The 16,788-nt window shown below is 35.5% G+C and carries 20 protein-coding genes; 13 read left to right on the top strand and 7 right to left on the bottom strand.

Features of this window, described 5'->3' with window-relative positions:
• Nucleotides 1-984 carry a BtrH N-terminal domain-containing protein gene (locus BAZ10_RS03265; RefSeq protein WP_078770827.1) on the bottom strand — a complete coding sequence of 328 codons (984 nt, stop codon included), beginning with the start codon at nucleotides 982-984 and terminating at the stop codon, nucleotides 1-3.
• 172 nt (nucleotides 985-1,156) lie between these two features.
• On the opposite strand from BAZ10_RS03265, the gene BAZ10_RS03260 reads away from it, so the two are divergent.
• The 10 genes from BAZ10_RS03260 (at nucleotide 1,157) to BAZ10_RS03215 (ending at nucleotide 9,502) form a co-directional block, all read left to right on the top strand.
• On the top strand, nucleotides 1,157-2,053 hold the full coding sequence (locus tag BAZ10_RS03260; protein ID WP_078770826.1) for a hypothetical protein: 897 nt from the start codon (nucleotides 1,157-1,159) through the stop codon (nucleotides 2,051-2,053).
• Between the two features lie 272 nt (nucleotides 2,054-2,325).
• The gene (locus BAZ10_RS03255) at nucleotides 2,326-3,075 is read left to right on the top strand and encodes a sulfite exporter TauE/SafE family protein (RefSeq protein ID WP_078770825.1); all 750 of its coding nucleotides are present in this window, start codon (nucleotides 2,326-2,328) and stop codon (nucleotides 3,073-3,075) included.
• A gap of 1 nt (nucleotide 3,076) precedes the next feature.
• Nucleotides 3,077-3,319, top strand: coding sequence for a MoaD/ThiS family protein (locus tag BAZ10_RS03250; RefSeq protein ID WP_078770824.1), 243 nt, complete (start codon nucleotides 3,077-3,079; stop codon nucleotides 3,317-3,319).
• Between the two features lie 5 nt (nucleotides 3,320-3,324).
• The gene (locus tag BAZ10_RS03245; RefSeq protein ID WP_078770823.1) at nucleotides 3,325-3,741 is read left to right on the top strand and encodes a molybdenum cofactor biosynthesis protein MoaE; all 417 of its coding nucleotides are present in this window, start codon (nucleotides 3,325-3,327) and stop codon (nucleotides 3,739-3,741) included.
• A gap of 49 nt (nucleotides 3,742-3,790) precedes the next feature.
• Nucleotides 3,791-4,666 (top strand): formate dehydrogenase accessory sulfurtransferase FdhD, encoded by an 876-nt coding sequence (gene fdhD, locus BAZ10_RS03240; RefSeq protein WP_078770822.1) that lies wholly within the window; start codon nucleotides 3,791-3,793, stop codon nucleotides 4,664-4,666.
• The gene (locus BAZ10_RS03235; protein WP_078770821.1) at nucleotides 4,663-5,013 is read left to right on the top strand and encodes a DUF7009 family protein; all 351 of its coding nucleotides are present in this window, start codon (nucleotides 4,663-4,665) and stop codon (nucleotides 5,011-5,013) included. Before fdhD ends, BAZ10_RS03235 begins: the two co-directional genes overlap by 4 nt.
• Nucleotides 5,014-5,034: 21 nt before the next feature.
• Entirely contained in the window at nucleotides 5,035-7,428 is a 2,394-nt protein-coding gene (locus BAZ10_RS03230; protein ID WP_078770820.1) for an FdhF/YdeP family oxidoreductase, read from the top strand.
• Between the two features lie 22 nt (nucleotides 7,429-7,450).
• A complete protein-coding gene (locus tag BAZ10_RS03225; RefSeq protein ID WP_078770819.1) occupies nucleotides 7,451-7,936 on the top strand; it encodes a molybdopterin-dependent oxidoreductase in 486 nt (161 codons plus the stop codon).
• 29 nt (nucleotides 7,937-7,965) lie between these two features.
• Nucleotides 7,966-8,877: a bestrophin family protein gene (locus BAZ10_RS03220; protein ID WP_078770818.1), complete on the top strand. Its 912-nt coding sequence runs from the start codon at nucleotides 7,966-7,968 to the stop codon at nucleotides 8,875-8,877.
• A gap of 217 nt (nucleotides 8,878-9,094) precedes the next feature.
• Complete coding sequence (locus BAZ10_RS03215; RefSeq protein WP_078770817.1) at nucleotides 9,095-9,502, top strand: VOC family protein; 408 nt, start codon at nucleotides 9,095-9,097, stop codon at nucleotides 9,500-9,502.
• Between the two features lie 10 nt (nucleotides 9,503-9,512).
• Here BAZ10_RS03215 and BAZ10_RS03210 read toward each other — a convergent pair whose 3' ends face one another.
• The 5 genes from BAZ10_RS03210 to moaA are packed head-to-tail and all read right to left on the bottom strand — an operon-like array spanning nucleotide 9,513 to nucleotide 13,826.
• On the bottom strand, nucleotides 9,513-10,556 hold the full coding sequence (locus BAZ10_RS03210; protein WP_078770816.1) for a HesA/MoeB/ThiF family protein: 1,044 nt from the start codon (nucleotides 10,554-10,556) through the stop codon (nucleotides 9,513-9,515).
• Between the two features lies 1 nt (nucleotide 10,557).
• On the bottom strand, nucleotides 10,558-11,172 hold the full coding sequence (locus tag BAZ10_RS03205; protein ID WP_078770947.1) for an NTP transferase domain-containing protein: 615 nt from the start codon (nucleotides 11,170-11,172) through the stop codon (nucleotides 10,558-10,560).
• On the bottom strand, nucleotides 11,150-11,629 hold the full coding sequence (moaC, locus tag BAZ10_RS03200) for a cyclic pyranopterin monophosphate synthase MoaC (RefSeq protein ID WP_078770815.1): 480 nt from the start codon (nucleotides 11,627-11,629) through the stop codon (nucleotides 11,150-11,152). The genes BAZ10_RS03205 and moaC overlap by 23 nt, the downstream gene beginning before the upstream one ends.
• Before the next feature lie 5 nt (nucleotides 11,630-11,634).
• Entirely contained in the window at nucleotides 11,635-12,837 is a 1,203-nt protein-coding gene (locus BAZ10_RS03195; protein ID WP_078770814.1) for a molybdopterin molybdotransferase MoeA, read from the bottom strand.
• A 2-nt stretch (nucleotides 12,838-12,839) separates the two neighbouring features.
• Nucleotides 12,840-13,826: a GTP 3',8-cyclase MoaA gene (moaA, locus tag BAZ10_RS03190; RefSeq protein WP_078770813.1), complete on the bottom strand. Its 987-nt coding sequence runs from the start codon at nucleotides 13,824-13,826 to the stop codon at nucleotides 12,840-12,842.
• A gap of 212 nt (nucleotides 13,827-14,038) precedes the next feature.
• Here moaA and BAZ10_RS03185 point away from each other — a divergent pair, with 212 nt between their 5' ends.
• The 3 genes from BAZ10_RS03185 (at nucleotide 14,039) to BAZ10_RS03180 (ending at nucleotide 15,765) form a co-directional block, all read left to right on the top strand.
• Nucleotides 14,039-14,923 (top strand): helix-turn-helix domain-containing protein, encoded by an 885-nt coding sequence (locus tag BAZ10_RS03185; RefSeq protein ID WP_078770812.1) that lies wholly within the window; start codon nucleotides 14,039-14,041, stop codon nucleotides 14,921-14,923.
• An 80-nt stretch (nucleotides 14,924-15,003) separates the two neighbouring features.
• On the top strand, nucleotides 15,004-15,144 hold the full coding sequence (locus BAZ10_RS18950) for a hypothetical protein (RefSeq protein ID WP_165690087.1): 141 nt from the start codon (nucleotides 15,004-15,006) through the stop codon (nucleotides 15,142-15,144).
• 429 nt (nucleotides 15,145-15,573) lie between these two features.
• The gene (locus BAZ10_RS03180; protein ID WP_059154075.1) at nucleotides 15,574-15,765 is read left to right on the top strand and encodes a hypothetical protein; all 192 of its coding nucleotides are present in this window, start codon (nucleotides 15,574-15,576) and stop codon (nucleotides 15,763-15,765) included.
• A gap of 43 nt (nucleotides 15,766-15,808) precedes the next feature.
• Here BAZ10_RS03180 and BAZ10_RS03175 read toward each other — a convergent pair whose 3' ends face one another.
• Nucleotides 15,809-16,678, bottom strand: a complete 870-nt coding sequence (locus BAZ10_RS03175) for an AraC family transcriptional regulator (RefSeq protein ID WP_078770811.1) — start codon at nucleotides 16,676-16,678, stop codon at nucleotides 15,809-15,811.
• Between the last annotated feature and the right edge of the window lie 110 nt (nucleotides 16,679-16,788).

The raw sequence follows: 16,788 nt of genomic DNA, 5'->3' as shown, positions 1-16,788 counted from the left end.
TTAAAATACAGTTACCAGTAACTCCATTGTTTTCTTTTCTTTATCTGCAATTGTTTCCAGAATATCCGATGCCTGATGAATATATATAATGTCTTTTGTCTGACTTACTTTTTCAAATAATTGTGAAACTGAAGTCCATAATTCTGCAATTTCTGCAAGGGCTTCATAACCCGTTTTTAACACATCAAGTTTTAATAACTCATAACTTTCTTTCAGGAAATCCCGGTATAGATTTCTGAACAAAGCACCACCTGTTCCTGCTTTCTCCATAAGCATAGCAGACAATGCAAATTCTTTTTCGATGTCCTCACTTGTATTAAACCATTTAATAATTTCGGTGCTTGTTTTCAGAATACCTTTGTAAGAAATATTAGTAATGGGCGGGTTTAGATACTCTGTGGCATTATTCCTAATAGCAGTTGACACAGCTTTCTTAAGATCGAAATTGTTACCTGTTGATTTTATCGTATAGTACAGGTTTTTGGATGCCATAGGTCCTTTTGCTGCCCGTGCTTCAGTAAGGCTTCCTAGTGATGTTTGTACCTGGCCGCCTTGTTGTTTTGTATCGACTAAAAAAGCATTATAATCATCATAACCATAGATAGCAGCATAATGTCCTGCAAAATGAAAAGGATTAGAGAAGTAAGTTAAATAATAACAATCCATTTTTAGTCCAACCGCTTGTCCGCTATCAAGATGTTCTTTTACTTCTTCCCATGCTTTCTGCTTTGAAGAAGTTTCTTTAACCGATAATTCAAGGTTTAAATTTTTGGTGATATTCTTCGTAAGCCAGTCAGGCTTAATACGCCCTCCTATAAACGGAAAATCCATGGTTTTCATATTCCAATAGATAAAACCAAGTCCTTCACCAAGCCCAAACAGCATAGGTTCGGAGAGTTCGATACCAATTTGATACAGCAATGTTCCTGTTGCTGTAGTTTCACAATGCTGTCCGTTAAAAGGTTTGAAATGATCTATTTTCATGGTTATGATATACTTATGACAAATTTATAATAAAGTATTGTTTGTTGATTGTTTTATTAGCCGGATTATTTATTTTATCAAAATATTTATGGTAGCTGATAATATTTCAGAAGTCTATCAATATACCTATATTTGAATAATTCTTATAAATTCCTTCAATATAAATAAAAAAATGATATTAAATAGAAATGCCGGAATTGGACTTTTTGAAAAAAACAACCATAATGAAGAAGGGCTCTTTCTTTTTGATTTTAATACTCATGAAAGAATATATTTAAAAACATATCCGGAGTGGAAGCCTGAAAGTATTTCACCTGATGGAAGTAAAATTGCAATCACAAACTATCCATCTACAAAAACAAGGTATTCTAAAACAGATTTGATAGTAATGGACCGTAATAGCCAAAATGTATTACTTGATACTCATAAATATTTTGTTCTTGATACAGCATTTGATATGGCGGGAAGCAAATTATTGGTGACTGCGCATAAAATGAAAACATTCTGTCTTGACCTATTAAAAAATGAAATAATTGCGGAGCTTCCTAAAGAATTAAGACTTTATAATGGAGACCTGGATCTGGAACATAATAGTTTTATAATGCCTTGCGAAAAGGCAAAAGATACTTGCTATACATTTGATTTTGCAACAGGTAAAACAGGAATTCAAAAACTTGGAATAAAAGAAAAAATTTGCAGAATTAGATATTCTATTGATTTCTCAAATATTTACGTTATTTCAGAAGCTAATATTTTGTATTGTTTTGACAGAAATTATAAAATTAAATGGAGCAAAGATTTTAGTGATATTGGTAGGATTGATTCCTCAGATATATTTATAACGGATGATAATAATTATATTGCAGTCGAAGCAGTAGATGTAAAAACCAATGACTGGGGGTCTGATTTTGTAATTGAATGTAATAATGGAGAAATTGTAAATCGAATTGAAGGATATCAGTACCGCGGAAGATTTGCAACGGATTATTTTGAAAATAGAGTTTTACTTCATACATTCAAAACAGTGGACCTGATAACAGGACATATCTCAGAAGAAAAAATAATTTAAATATACATTTTGTAAAAGCATTGAACACTCTCTTCTGAGAGTGTTTTTTTGTGCAAAGCAAAAATAATAATCTATCTATGTCTATTCATACCTACAGAGCTTATCCTCAGTTCATGAACAATAAACTCTATGGGGTTTATAGATTTCGGTATGATAAACAATGCATGATATTCTTTTCACAATCTATCATATATTCTTTTATATTCAGTTAATCAGTTTAGTATCAAAAATCAGTATTATTGTAATAGTAAAATTAATACTCCGGAAAGCCTATGGGACATTGGGAACTTCTGTTATTTTTCTTAGTTATTGCATTTGTTTATTCATCCGTTGGCTTTGGTGGCGGATCCAGTTATCTCGCAGTTCTGGCAATGTACAGTCTGCCATATCAGGAAATGCGCTTAACGGCCTTAATTTGTAATATAATTGTCGTTACTGGCGGAGTGTATATTTATATCAAAAACAATCAGGTTAATTGGCGCAAGATCTTGCCCATTACTCTTGTCAGCGTTCCTATGGCTTATATAGGTGCTGTATTAAAGATTAGTCAGGAAACATTTTTTCTGATTCTGGGAGTTACTTTAATTATCGCTGCGGTATTATTATGGATAAAAACTGAGACAAATAATGAAGAAACTATTTCGGAAGAATCAAAGTCCTCAGTAGCCAGAAATAGCTTTTTAGGAGGCGGCATAGGCTTTTTATCTGGGCTGGTAGGTATTGGTGGCGGTATTTTCCTTTCTCCACTACTAAACCTGATGAAATGGGATACACCACGAAAAATTGCAGCTACATCCAGTGTTTTTATACTGGTGAATTCCATCTCCGGAATTGTGGGGCAATTAACCAAACTACCGGCAGAAATAGATTTTATAAGGATTCTTAGTCTGTGCTTAGCTGTATTTATAGGTGGACAAATAGGTTCCAGAATGTCACTAAAGTGGAATCCTTTGATTATAAAGAGAATGACCGCTATTCTTGTATTGATAGCAGGTATCAATGTATTAATTAAATATTGGTAAAATGAAACTTAAAATATTAGCATTCGGAATTACAAAAGATATTCTGGGTGGTGCAGAAAAAGAAATAGAACTGACAGATGAAATAACAGTAAAGGATTTAAAAACCAAGCTTGAGAGTGAGTTTTCTGAATTAAAGCGTTTAAGATCTTATTTTATTGCTGTTGACGATGAATATGCAGAAGATAACCAGGTTATAATAAGTACAAACGAAGTTGCAATAATACCCCCTGTAAGCGGAGGATAAATTATATGATTGATATAAAAATAACAGATAGCAAACTGGATATTGCAGAATGTCTCAATTTAGCCAAAGATTTAGAAAGTGGTGGTATTGCAACTTTTATAGGAACTGTACGCAACAAAACTAAGGATAAACCAGTTGTTCGATTAGAATATGAATGCTATCAGTCCATGGCTATTAAAGAAATCCGGAAAATAACAGATAAAGCAATATTGCAGTTTTCAGTGCGGAATGTAGTAGTTCATCACCGGACAGGAGTTTTATTTCCCGGAGAAGAAGCTGTAATTATAGTTGTGAGTGATGGCCACAGAGATGCTGTTTTTGATGCCTGCCGCTATATTATAGACACTATAAAACAAACGGTGCCCATCTGGAAGAAAGAAATTTTTGAGGACGGTGAAGAGTGGGTTTCTGCACATCCGTAATTTTTGAGGAATAAAAATTTGTATATTTACTATATAAGTCTCTTTAGATATGAAAGCTAATGTCCTGGAAAGCAATTCCGTAAAAAAGGCAGAGATTATCAAAGTTAAGGATAACCAGAGTTTTTCTTATTCAGATGATATTGCTGTAGAGGAACCTTTGGAAATAAGAATTACTTACGGTACTAAAGAGCAAAAACAGAGCAAAAATATATCCGTAACGATGCGGACTCCCGGACATGATGAAGAGCTTGCTGCCGGTTTTCTGTTTACTGAAGGAATTATTTCAGGAGATCAGCAAATTAGTAAAGTAGCACATCATCAGGCCGAATGTTCCCGAAATCAGGAAAATATTATAATCGCAGAATTGATTGACGATTTTACTCCGCAACTGATGAAAACAGATCGGAATTTTTATACAACTTCCAGTTGTGGTGTCTGCGGAAAAGGTTCTATAGAATCAATCCGAACAGTAAGCCTTTTTAATAATACCGATAAGGAAGATTGTATACTCTCTCTGGAAACCTTGTATCAGTTATCCGATAAACTTCGTTCGTTCCAGAGTAATTTCAGTACCACTGGTGGTATACATGCTTCAGGAATGTTTGATCTAAATGGCAACTTATTGGCCTTGCGGGAAGATGTGGGCAGGCATAATGCTTTAGATAAACTTATTGGCCATGCTTTATTTACACAACAGTTACCCCTTAAAGATAAAATATTGGTATTAAGCGGGCGGGCAAGTTTCGAGCTTATTCAGAAAGCAGCAATGGCCGGGATTCCTGTTGTTGTAGCGATAGGAGCGCCCTCAAGTCTTGCTGTTGATCTTGCAAAAGAATTCGATATTACCTTATTAGGTTTTCTTCGGGATAACCGATTCAATATTTACCATTCAGGCAGCAATTTTAAAATTGACAACTTATTATGAAAATAAGAATTAAAGATAATTCAGTAAGATTTCGTCTTACTCAGTCAGAAGTTCACGAGTTAGGAGAAAATGGGATTGTATCCAGTTTAACACAGTTTGCAGACCGTCCATTTATTTATATGGTTAAAAGAACGAATGATACAGAACTTTCTGCAGATTTTATTGAAAACAGAATCGTAATGAAAATGCCGGAAGCCATGGTGGAGGAGCTTGTAATGACAGACAGAATAGGCTTTGATGGTGAATCAGGGATTGTAAAGCTTCTGATAGAAAAGGACTTTGTTTGTATAGATAATACTGTGGAAGATCAGAGCGACAACTATCCCAATCCTAATATGAAATGCTAATCATCCTTAAATAAAAAGGCTATGGAAGGAATTGAAAAAAACAAGATAGAAAAAGAGATCAGCAGAGAACCCAATGCCGAGAATCCCTTTACTTTATTAGACCTTAAGCTTACTCATGTTGAGAGTAAAGCCGCAGGTGTACCTGCTGTAATGGCAGCATTTAGCGATTTATTTGAAGAGAAAACACCAGTCCGTGGAATGCGGGCGCTATTCAAAATGAATCAGATGGGAGGCTTTGACTGCCCAAGCTGTGCATGGCCAGATCCGGATGACGAACGTTCTGCTCTTGGTGAATATTGTGAAAATGGTGCTAAAGCATTAGCAGAAGAAGCAACAACCAAAACCGTAACGCCTGAATTTTTTAAGCACAACTCTTTATACGATCTTGCCAGATTAGATGACTATCAGATTGGTAAAATGGGAAGGCTTACAGATCCTATGTATTTACCAAAAGGTGGTACACATTACGAACCGATCAGCTGGGACAATGCTTTCAAAAAAATAGCCGAACATCTTAATGCATTGGAATCTCCGGATGAAGCTGCTTTTTACACTTCAGGAAGAACAAGCAACGAGGCTTCTTTTGTATATCAGTTATTTGCTAAAGAGTTTGGAACCAACAATATGCCCGATTGTTCCAATATGTGCCATGAAACATCAGGGTCTGCATTGCGTCCTACTATAGGTATTGGTAAAGGAACGGTAACTTTAGAGGATTTTCATGATTCCGAAGTTATTGTCATTATAGGACAGAATCCTGGAACCAATGCACCTAGAATGATGAGTGCACTGGCAAAAGCTAAAAAGAATGGTGCAAAAATTATAGCGGTTAATCCATTACCTGAAGCCGGGTTAATGGGATTTATAAATCCGCAAAGCGTTAAAGAAATTATTACCGGTGGTGTTCAGTTGGCAGACCTTTATTTACCTGTAAAGATAAATGGAGATATGGCACTTCTGAAAGCTCTTGAACTTTTATTAATAGAGTTCGAGAAAAATAATCCGGGTATGGTCTTCGATAATCAATTTATAGAGGATAAAACTGCTGGTTATGAAGAATTCCTGAAACAATTTGACCATTACAAACTTGAAGAACTAGCAGAACTTTCGGGAGTTTCTACAGAAGCATTGCGTCAGGCTGCAGAAATAATTGCTTTCAAAAAACGAATTATCATCAGCTGGGGAATGGGTCTTACCCAACAGCCTAATGGTGTAGACATGCTACGCGAAATTCTCAATATTATATTGCTTAAAGGAAGTATTGGTATTCAAGGTGGTGGACTGTGCCCTGTTCGTGGTCACAGCAATGTACAGGGGAACAGAACTATGATGATTGATGAAAAGCCTACCGATGAGCAGCTTGACCGTCTTGAAAATTTCTTTGGATTCAAGGTACCAAGAAAACATGGTTATGATGTTGTCCGTGCAATAAAGGCAATTCATGAGGAAAAAGTAAAAGTAATGTTTTGTATGGGCGGTAATTTTCTCTCCGCAACACCAGATACCACTTACACAGCAAATGCACTTAGAAAGCTTAATTTGCTGGTATGTGTTTCAACAAAACTTAACAGAGGACATTTGGTTCATGGTAAGGAAGCTCTAATCCTTCCAACATACGGACGGAGTGACAAAGATATTGTAAATGGTGAAATACAGATTGTTTCAACCGAAAATTCCATGGGAGTTGTTCAGGATTCCAAGGGTATGCTGGACGCTGTTTCCGATAATCTGGTAAACGAAACTCAGATTGTCTGCCGTATGGCAATGGCTACTTTAGGAAACCGAGCTGTTGTCAACTGGCAGCGTTATCACGATAGTTACGATGCTGTCCGTGATGATATAGAACAGTGTATTCCTGGTTTTGAAGATTATAATATTCGTGTCCGTCAAAAAGGAGGTTTCTACCTGCCCAATGCTGCACGGGATGAACAATATTTCTCAAAAGAATTAGGCGGGCGTGCACCGTTTACTTTAACAGAGATTCCTGATAACACACTTGCTTCCGACGAATACATGATGGCCACTACCAGAACCCATGATCAGTTCAATACAACAATCTACGGACTGGATGACAGATACCGAGGTATAAAGAATGAACGGCGTGTAATTTTCATGAATCAGAAAGATATTGATGAAGCCGGATTTAAAGCCGGAGATAGGGTAGACTTATATAATTATGACGATGGTATCGAGAGAGTTGCACCTTTATTTATTATTGTTTCTTATAAAATTCCGGAGAAGAACACGGTAACTTACTTCCCGGAAACCAATGTATTGGTATCTGTCAACAATGTGGTAAAGGAAAGTAATATGCCGGCATCCAAGTACGTGAAAATAAAAATAAAAAAACACGATCCTGAAGTTTACAAAAAAGTAGATGAAATGCTATATCAGGGAGCTATTCAGAGACCATAAACTTTTTTACAATCTATTATCTATGAAAAAAATACAGCTTTTAGCATTCCTGTTTGTTTTTAGTCTTGCATTCAGCCAGACCGATTTTAAGCTTAAAGTAAGTGGCGATGTCTTACAACCATTGGAGTTTACAATGGCAGATTTATCAAAAATGCCACATAAAAATGCGTCTTTAAAGGATAAAGACGGTAATACTCATATTTACTCTGGTGTTGCTCTGCAGGATATTCTTGCAAAAGCAGGTGTACCTTCCGGTAAAGAGATGCATGGTGAAAATCTTTCCAAATACCTTTTGGTAAAATGTACAGACGGATATCAGGTATTATTTTCTCTTGCCGAATTAGACTCTTCGATAGCTGATAAAAATATAATTATTGCTGATACTGTGGATGGAAAACCTCTGCCGGTTGCAAAAGGTCCGCTCCGGATTATTGCTGAAGGGGAGAAGAAGCCGGCTAGGAGCTCTTATCAGGTAGCTACTTTGATTATAGGGAAAGTCAATAAATAGAATATATTTAAAAGCATTATTGAAGCAGTATGATTATACGAAAGAAAGAAAATTGGTTCAGAATGCTCTTTATCTGGCGAGGTTCTGTACTGCCGGCATTATTGCCACGGTTATTAATCTTGTTTACTTTATCACTGTTAGTAGCTTATTTTCACGGAACTGTATTTTCATTCAAAATACCACTCAATACAGCGCCTCTTACATTATTTGGTTTTGTACTGGCACTCTTTTTAGGATTTCGGAACAACGTTAGCTATGACCGTTTTTGGGAAGGAAGAAAACTATGGGGTGCTTTGCTCAATATTTCACGTTCATTAGTCCGGCAGGCTCTTACTTTAGGCGATGCAAATAAAAATTCTGTATCGGAATTTATTCAGTTAGTCAGCGCCTTTGTCCATGCACTAAAACATCAGTTAAGAGGTACAGATCCAAAAGAAGATTTACAGACACGACTTACTCCAGAGCAATTCAGAATTGCTGAAGAATCAAGGTACAAACCTGTTATACTCATGAAATTAATGGCTGACTGGGTGAAGCTGGCCAAATCTGAAAACAGAATAGATTCTATACAACAGTCCCGTTTTGATGAGAATTTTGACAGACTTTCGGATGTTGTTGGAGGTTGCGAAAGAATTGTATCAACACCAATTCCATATAGTTATCAGGTTTTATTGCACCGTACGGTTTATATCTATTGCTTTTTACTGCCTTTTGCTTTAGTCGATTCTTTAGGTTGGTTTATGCCCTTTATCGTTGTATTTATAGCTTATACCTTTGTTGCTTTTGAAGCCATAGCAGATGAGATTGAAGAACCTTTTGGCACCGAAGCCAACGATTTGGCACTAAATAGTATGTGTAAAATGATTGATGAAACAATTCATGAACTTGCGGGAGAGCATATTCCAACCTTGCAAAAATCAAAGCAAACAATCATTGACTAGCATTTTGAATGATTTAAGTTTATGGCAGGCTGCTTATTAAAACAGGGCTAACATTAAATTAAAACCATTAAGAGACCGAGGTTATTGAGCACATTTGATCTGATAGTTAAATTCTCGAAATCCCTAAATGTTTTAAATAATCTAAGGCAAAACCTGCTGACAGACTGCTGTCATAAGAGCTATATACCTTTGTGTTATAATTTAAAATATTTAGAACATGAATTTAGTATCAGTACGTATTATTACTGCAAATATTGAAAATTTAATCAGCTTCTACGAAAATGTAACAGGAATTGAGGCTGTAAGATACACTCCTGATTTTGCCGAAATACGGACAGCAACAGCAACATTGGCTATCGGAAGTACCAAAACCTTACAGTTTTTTGGCGGTGATACCATTGCTCAGCCAGCAAAGAATCAAACAGCAATCATAGAATTCTTCACGGAGGATGTTGATAAGGAATATATACGTTTAAAGAAATTTCTGGCTTCCTACGTTGTACAGGAACCTACAACAATGCCATGGGGAAATAAATCATTATTATTCAGAGATCCCGATGGTAATCTGATCAATTTTTTTACATCGGTTACCAGAGAATCTGTTGAGAAGTTGGGTTCTGTATAATACACGAATATTACCGTGGTATATTATTAAGACCATCTTTTAAGGAGAAGACTTCTTTGTTGGGGAAAGTTTTTTTAATCTTTCTCGCAGCTTCTATACTGCGTTTTCCCGACTGACAATACACCAGGACAGGCTGCAGGACAGAAGAAATATTATTCAACTGATCCTGTAGTTTTTCTATTGGAATATTCTTACCACCAATATTAAATAGCTGATGTTCTTTTTCAGTTCGTACATCTATAATTTCAAAATAAGTTTTTTCCCGTTCAAATTGCTCAAAAGGGATTAGTGGAATTGTCTGTACCAAATCTGTAATCCGAACAGCAGTTGATTTCTTTAGCTTAATTACCTGAGTTTTTCCGGTCATTACACTTAGCATCCATAATTTTCCGGATAAAAGATCTTCTGATCCGGTTAAATATTTTATAGCTTCATTGGCCTGCATACAACCAATAATACCAGCCAGAGTAGGAATAACACCACCTTCTCTGCAGTTAGGAACCTGTGATTCTTCCACATCAGGAAAAACATCGCGGTAATTAGGACTATAAGTGCCATCATTTTGCAAGACATTCCATAGACTAACCTGACCCTCATGTTGATAAATAGCTCCGTATATCAAGGGCTTTCCGGTTAATACACAAGCGTCATTCAGTAAGTATTTGGTTTCAAAATTATCTGTGCCTTCAATAATCAAATCATATTCCTGGATAAGATCTATTACATTTTCAGAAGTTACTCTGAAATTTAAAGGGATAATATTTACAGAAGGATTCTGTTGCTGCAATCTTCTGGCGGCGACTTCTACTTTAGGAAGGCCTATATCTTCAGGTGTATATAATATCTGGCGGTGCAGATTACTTAAGGAAACAATATCATCATCCACAATACCAATTGTGCCTATACCAGAAGAGGCAAGGTATTGTGAGGAAGGGCATCCAAGTCCGCCCATTCCTACAATCAGAACTTTGGCATTTTTCAGTGATTCCTGAGAACTAATCCCGAATCCTGGCAAAGCAATCTGACATTGATAACGTTCAAAATGATCTTCCATATTAATCTTTTAATGCGCTTAAAATCTGCTGTGCTTTTGCTGCATCTTCAGGAGTATTTACATTCATCAAAGCATCTGGGTTCTGAGATTTTAAAATAAGGGTATCACTGTTTATTAAAACTTTTCTGGGACATGTATTTCCAAGCCCTAAAAAATGAAGTAAAAGTGGATAGCTTTTAGGTTCCCAAATGCTGATTAAAGGTTCTGGTAATCCGTCGAAAGGGCTTTCATAAGTTGTCGCCACTTTTTCTGGATCTCTGGATTCTGTCAGAAATTTTAGTGACTCCTTATCCAGCAAAGGCAAATCACATGCAACAACCAACCATGCTTTATCTCTTTGAGAACGAAGGGCAGAGAGAATGCCTCCAAAAGGTCCCATGTTCAGAAAGGTATCGGTAAGGGTGTTATAACCTGTATCAAAATGATCTAATTGATCCTGGCGGCAAGAAATAAAAACTTCTTCGCAAAACGGTGCCAGTAAATCAGCAGCAAAGTAACGCTGTTCTTTTCCATGCCAATTGAGCTGGTCTTTTGCTGTTCCCATTCTCACACTTTTTCCACCAGCTAAAACCAATCCATTTAGTAAAGGGATATTATTCTGATCGTTTGAAGTCATTTTTTCCACCGGATTTTTCCATTAGTTTAATTTCTTTGATGCTAATATCATGACTTAATGCCTTGCACATATCATAAATCGTTAAGGCAGCTACAGAAGCACCTGTAAGAGCTTCCATTTCTATTCCTGTTTTAGCCTCAACTTCTGCGGTGCAATAAATTTCAATCTCGCTGTTATTGGTAAGTTCAATGCTTACTTCACAATTTTCCAGTCCTATCGGATGGCAAAGCGGAATAAGTTCACCCGTTTTTTTTGCAGCCATAATTCCGGCTATTATTGCAGTCTGAAATACCGAACCTTTAGGTGTTTTAAAGTCACCTTCTTTTAATTTTTCCAATACTTTTTCAGGAAGTTCTACAGTTGCTTTTGCAATGGCCTTTCGTTGGGTTACAGGCTTGCCAATTACATTAACAATCGTTGGTTCCAGTTTTTTATTGAGATGTGAAAAATCTGTCATTGTCTTCAAAAATTATATTTCCATACTTTATATACTTCACCTTTTCTAAATGAATTCTTTTCCAGAGGTAATTCCAGAAAGGCATTGGTTTCCGCAAGATGAGAGAAATCACCAGATCCATTAGTGTTGATAAAGGTTGCAGTTAATTGACCTGTCTGATCAATCAGGAGTTTTACCTGTACAAAATACTGTAAGGCAGCGGCAAAATCAATATCATTCTGTAACACAGCATATAGGGGCGAAGTTGGTGAAATTCCCAGAGATTTTTCCAACCATGGAATAAAGTAACGGTGCAGACACATAAATACTGAAACCGGATTACCTGGGAAGGCGAAAACAAGCTTCTGATTTTCATCCTTACCAAACCAAAATGGCTTTCCGGGTCTTTGCTTTATTTTATGGAATAATTTTTTTATTCCGAGTTCTTCACATACCTGTGGAAGATAATCGAATTTCCCCATAGAAACACCGCCACTCATAAGAAGAACATCATATTGATTTATACAACGGATAAGTTCTTTTTTTATCTCTTTATAATCATCATTCAGGTGAAGAAGATCTGCCTGAATTTTATATTTCTCCAAAACAGAGCGTATAGTAATTCCGTTAGATTGTCTTAGCTGAAATGCTGTCGGAATAAGCTCCGGATTTATCATCTCATCTCCTGTCGAAATGATGACAACCTTCGGAAGTCTTTTTACCAACAAGTTTGTTTTTCCGACTGATGCTGCTATGCCAATTATTGCGGGAGTTATAAGCTGATTAGCTTTAACCAGTACTTCTCCTGCTATTTTATCTTTCCCCTGCAGATGTAGATTTTGCCCTTTACTAATTTCAATATTGATAGTTGCTATTCCGTCATCAATAGATATATCTTCATACCGGATAACAGTATTCAAGGTATTGTTCAGAGCCGCTCCTGTCATTATTTCAATACATTGATCTTCTGAATCAATAGCAACAGATTCTTCACCTGCCGACTGAACAGTTTTAATTCTAAAAGAGTGTATGCCTTTTTCATAAGAACCAAAATTGATAGCAATACCATCAACCGTTGGTCTGTCAAACGGAGGTAAATCACGGTCAGCGAGAATATCTTCAGCTAAAACTCTGCCTATAGCCAAATCATAGGAAATACTTTCTTCCCCATAATCCTGAAATTGAGAAAGAATAATATCTTCTGCCTGCTGTACACTAATCATTTCCATATTTATCCACCTATTGTAGCCATAGACTGATGTACTTGTGAAGAGGAATGATTAAGCTTTTCAGCTTCCCATCCGTCTTTTGGCTTATCTTGTATACTGTTGATAATAATATTTTTTAGTTCCTGATCGGTTTTGCCTGCGCGTAAAGCTTCTTTCAGGTTAATTCCTTTCTCTTCATACAGACAGGTACGGAGTTCACCTGTAGGCGTAATCCGTATTCTGTTGCAATCCCCACAGAAGGAGCGGGTATATGCTGCAATAATTCCGATGCTTCCGGCAAATCCGGGAATTCTGTAATTATATGATGTAGAACTTTTCGGATCCTCAGTTTTCATTATGTCAGGAAAGTAAGTTTTAATGTGTTCGTAGATCTGTTTATAATTCCATTTTAGAGATACTGTGGTATTAGTTCCGTTAAAAGGCATTTCTTCTATAAACCGTGCATCAACAGGAAGCTCTTTAGTAAGCGTTACCAGAGGAATAATATCTTCAATATTCTGGTCTTCCATTACCACAGCATTGATTTTTACTTTGATCTGATGTTCTAATAAACTGTCCAGTGTCTTCATTACTTTATCAAAATTTCTACGCCGCGTTATTGTATAAAAACGTTCAGGATTGAGAGTATCAAGACTCAGATTAACCGATTTTATTCCGGATGTTTTAAGTCGTGGGATATATTGTTCTGTAAGAAGGCCGTTTGTTGTTATGCTAAGATCATTAAGGCCATCGAGCTGTGCTATTTGTTCAATAAGCTCCATGCTGTTTTTTCTTACAAAAGGCTCACCACCAGTGATTCGGATTTTATCAATACCCAGCGATGTAAAAACAGAACATATTCTGATTATTTCTTCATCCGTCATCAGTTCCTGCTGCTTGATCCATGTAAGACCGTTTTCCGGCATACAATAGGTACAGCGCAGGTTACACCGGTCCACAACAGCCAGTCTCAAATAATTAATGTCTCTTCCGAATTTATCTTTCAGCATTGATTAAAAGCATATAAACAAATATACTGATTGTTTTTGCTTGAGGTGTATCAAACTTCATATCCATGTTTAAATTATGATACGATTATCACAATGCATGATATTTATAATAGAATGTTTTAAATGTAAGAATGATTATTATTGCCGGATTAAACCAACCAGCACTTATAGTATAATATTTGGTTGTAAATTAGTATTTGTAATAATTCAGAATGAAAGGAGACAAGGCATCATATGAAAACAATACAGCAAAAAATAGTTCAAAATTTGCAGACCTGCATAATCCGGGAAATATAAATGTAGTATATCAGGATAGTATTACCTCTTCCGAGCTCAATAACTTTCCGGATCATTCTTTTACTATCATTATTATTGATGAATGTGAGGACGGTGAATGTATTACGGATATTAATAGCTACACTCTGAAATCAAAGCAGCTATTTATTCATCTTCCGGGGAAGGTTTACAACTGGAAATTGTCACCCAATACATTAGGGAGACGACTAATTGTTAGCGATATTATTCTTGAAACATTTTCGCCAACACTGAAACATACCTATTCTCCGCTGAACAGACATGAAATGATTTCTCCGGATAATGAAATCTATCAAAAGCTTAGTGCTGAATTTAGTGCAATACGTAAGGAAATCAATTCTGAGCCTGTATTTCCGGAGCTTATTGATGCCAGGGTAAGACTTCTGACGTTAATGATTAATCTGTGGATGGAACATATTTATGGTAATTCAGCTCTTGTTAATACGAACAATCTTGCTTTCAGGTTTCATATGCTGGTAGATAAATATTATAAAAGCCAGAAAAATGTTTCTTTCTATGCTGATGAATTGTGTATTACGTCTAACTATCTTGGGGTATTGTGCAGGAAACAGTACAAAAAATCGCCTTCAGCATTTATCAAAGAAAGAATTCTTTTAGAAGCAAAACAATTATTACATAGCTCGGATAAATCGATTAAAGAAATTGCTTTTGAATTAGGCTTTAGGAATTTTTCTCATTTCTCTTATTTTTTCAGAACAGAGACCGGAACGACGCCTAAAAGCTACCGGCAGACAATGAGCAAGATAAATATTATTTCATAGGTGAGTATTTTTATTATACTAAATCACTTTTTGGTGAAAATTTGTTATATTTACATACTAACCAAAATAAATATTACATTATGAAAAAGTTAACAAGAAAACAAACGAGTGCTATTGTTGGTGGGCAGGCTTGCGGAGAGGATTCTTATTGTCGTAGAAACTATTATTGCTGCACAATCGGTATGCGTTGTCTGGCTTTAACTCAGATTTGTAATGATTAAATCTGTTACGAATATTTAATATTCTCAGATATGAGGGAGTCATTTAGCTCCCTTTTTTGTTGGCTTTTTAATTATTTCCGTTCTACGACAGAAATAATTATTTGTTTTTTTTTAATTGACAAAAATCAATTTTGAATATCCCATAGATATTAACATAAGGGGGCTAATTGCCTCTTTAAAAATTAAATATATCATTCCATCAGGTAATGTAATTACTATTTCGATGACAAAAAAGAAGAATTATAAAGCCAATCTCTAGTTTATCTTCCAATGAAAGATTTTTGAATATTTTCATGTGCCAAGTTTAGTGTTTGGTTTCCGGATCTCCTTGCGGGTTTCCGTATTAATTTTAAAAATTCACCAAATTATGTCACTGAATTTAGATTTTTATTACATTTACTTTCTAATCAATTAAACAAATATTACATTATGAAAAAGTTAACCAGAAAAGAATTGAAGAATACAACCGGAAACGGAGGTCCCAAAAAGCCAGACTTTGGAATTGGATATTGTCCAAATGATTGTAGCAAAGAAGAAAATTTTTGTTTAGGTGGGAAGAGTTGCAGAGGCTATACAATAGGTACAGTAGATGGTCTAATGGATTGTGCAATATGCGAATAATATAAAAGGGATGCACCAGCATCCCTTTTATATTTAATTATTTTTACCATGAAGAAAGTTCTCTGAATTGTGTTGGTGTAAGTCCGGTTTTGGATTTGAAAAACTTTGTAAAATTGGTTACTTCATTAAATCCTAAATTATAAGCTATAGAACTTATTCCAACTTCTTTATAGATCAGATTTCGTTTAATTTCCAGAATCATTCTGTCAATAAGCCATTGTTTTGGGGTCTGTTTTTCTGTAAGCTGAAAGGCATTTTGAAGTGTTCTGAGTCCTACATTCAATTTTTCAGTGTAATAATCCAGATTATACTGCCAGTTCAGATTAGCATTGACAATAGACTTGAACTTCGATACCAAAAGCTTTTCATCATTTACCACCAGCTTAATATCTTTTCTTTCGCAAAGGCTTTCAACAATCAGAAGTATATTGAATAAATAGTTGTTGAGAATTGTTGTCTGGACTTCATTATAAGGTCTATCCAATTCAGCACTGATAAAATTGAATAAAGACATAACCTCTTCATATCTGTCGCCCAGATCAAAATAGGGCAGTAGTAATGGATCATTAAATAAATGTGCCTGACCAAAGAATTGTGTTTGAAATACATTCTTTGCGAAAAAATCTTCAGTAAAGATCAGAATCTTACTTTTATAATTAACAGGATCATGGAGCTGGCTAATCTGATTCTGAGAAATAAACAAAATGTGTTTTTCCTCAATATCGAACGTGTTAAAGTCAACGGTTACTCTGCCTTTCCCTTCGGTGAAAAGGTGGATAATATTGAACATAGTCTTATGTGGCTGAAAGAGTTCTGTAGGCCTTAGTCGCAAAAGTTCATCAATATCCTTGGTATTGATATACTGATTGCTGTTATCGGCATGTAAAAAAGACTCTGTTAAAAAATTCTCCATAATCGATTTATGATTATTTATATTAGCCAATAATTGGATAAATATAAAAATATACTGAATATACTAAACAGTTTTTTACAATATTTATTATACTGAATACAAATATTATT

Origin of the sequence: Elizabethkingia occulta (assembly GCF_002023715.1) — a bacterium.
Lineage (GTDB): Bacteria > Bacteroidota > Bacteroidia > Flavobacteriales > Weeksellaceae > Elizabethkingia > Elizabethkingia occulta.
The sequence above is the reverse complement of the archived record's forward strand: the minus strand, read 5'-3'. Positions and strand labels throughout refer to the sequence as shown.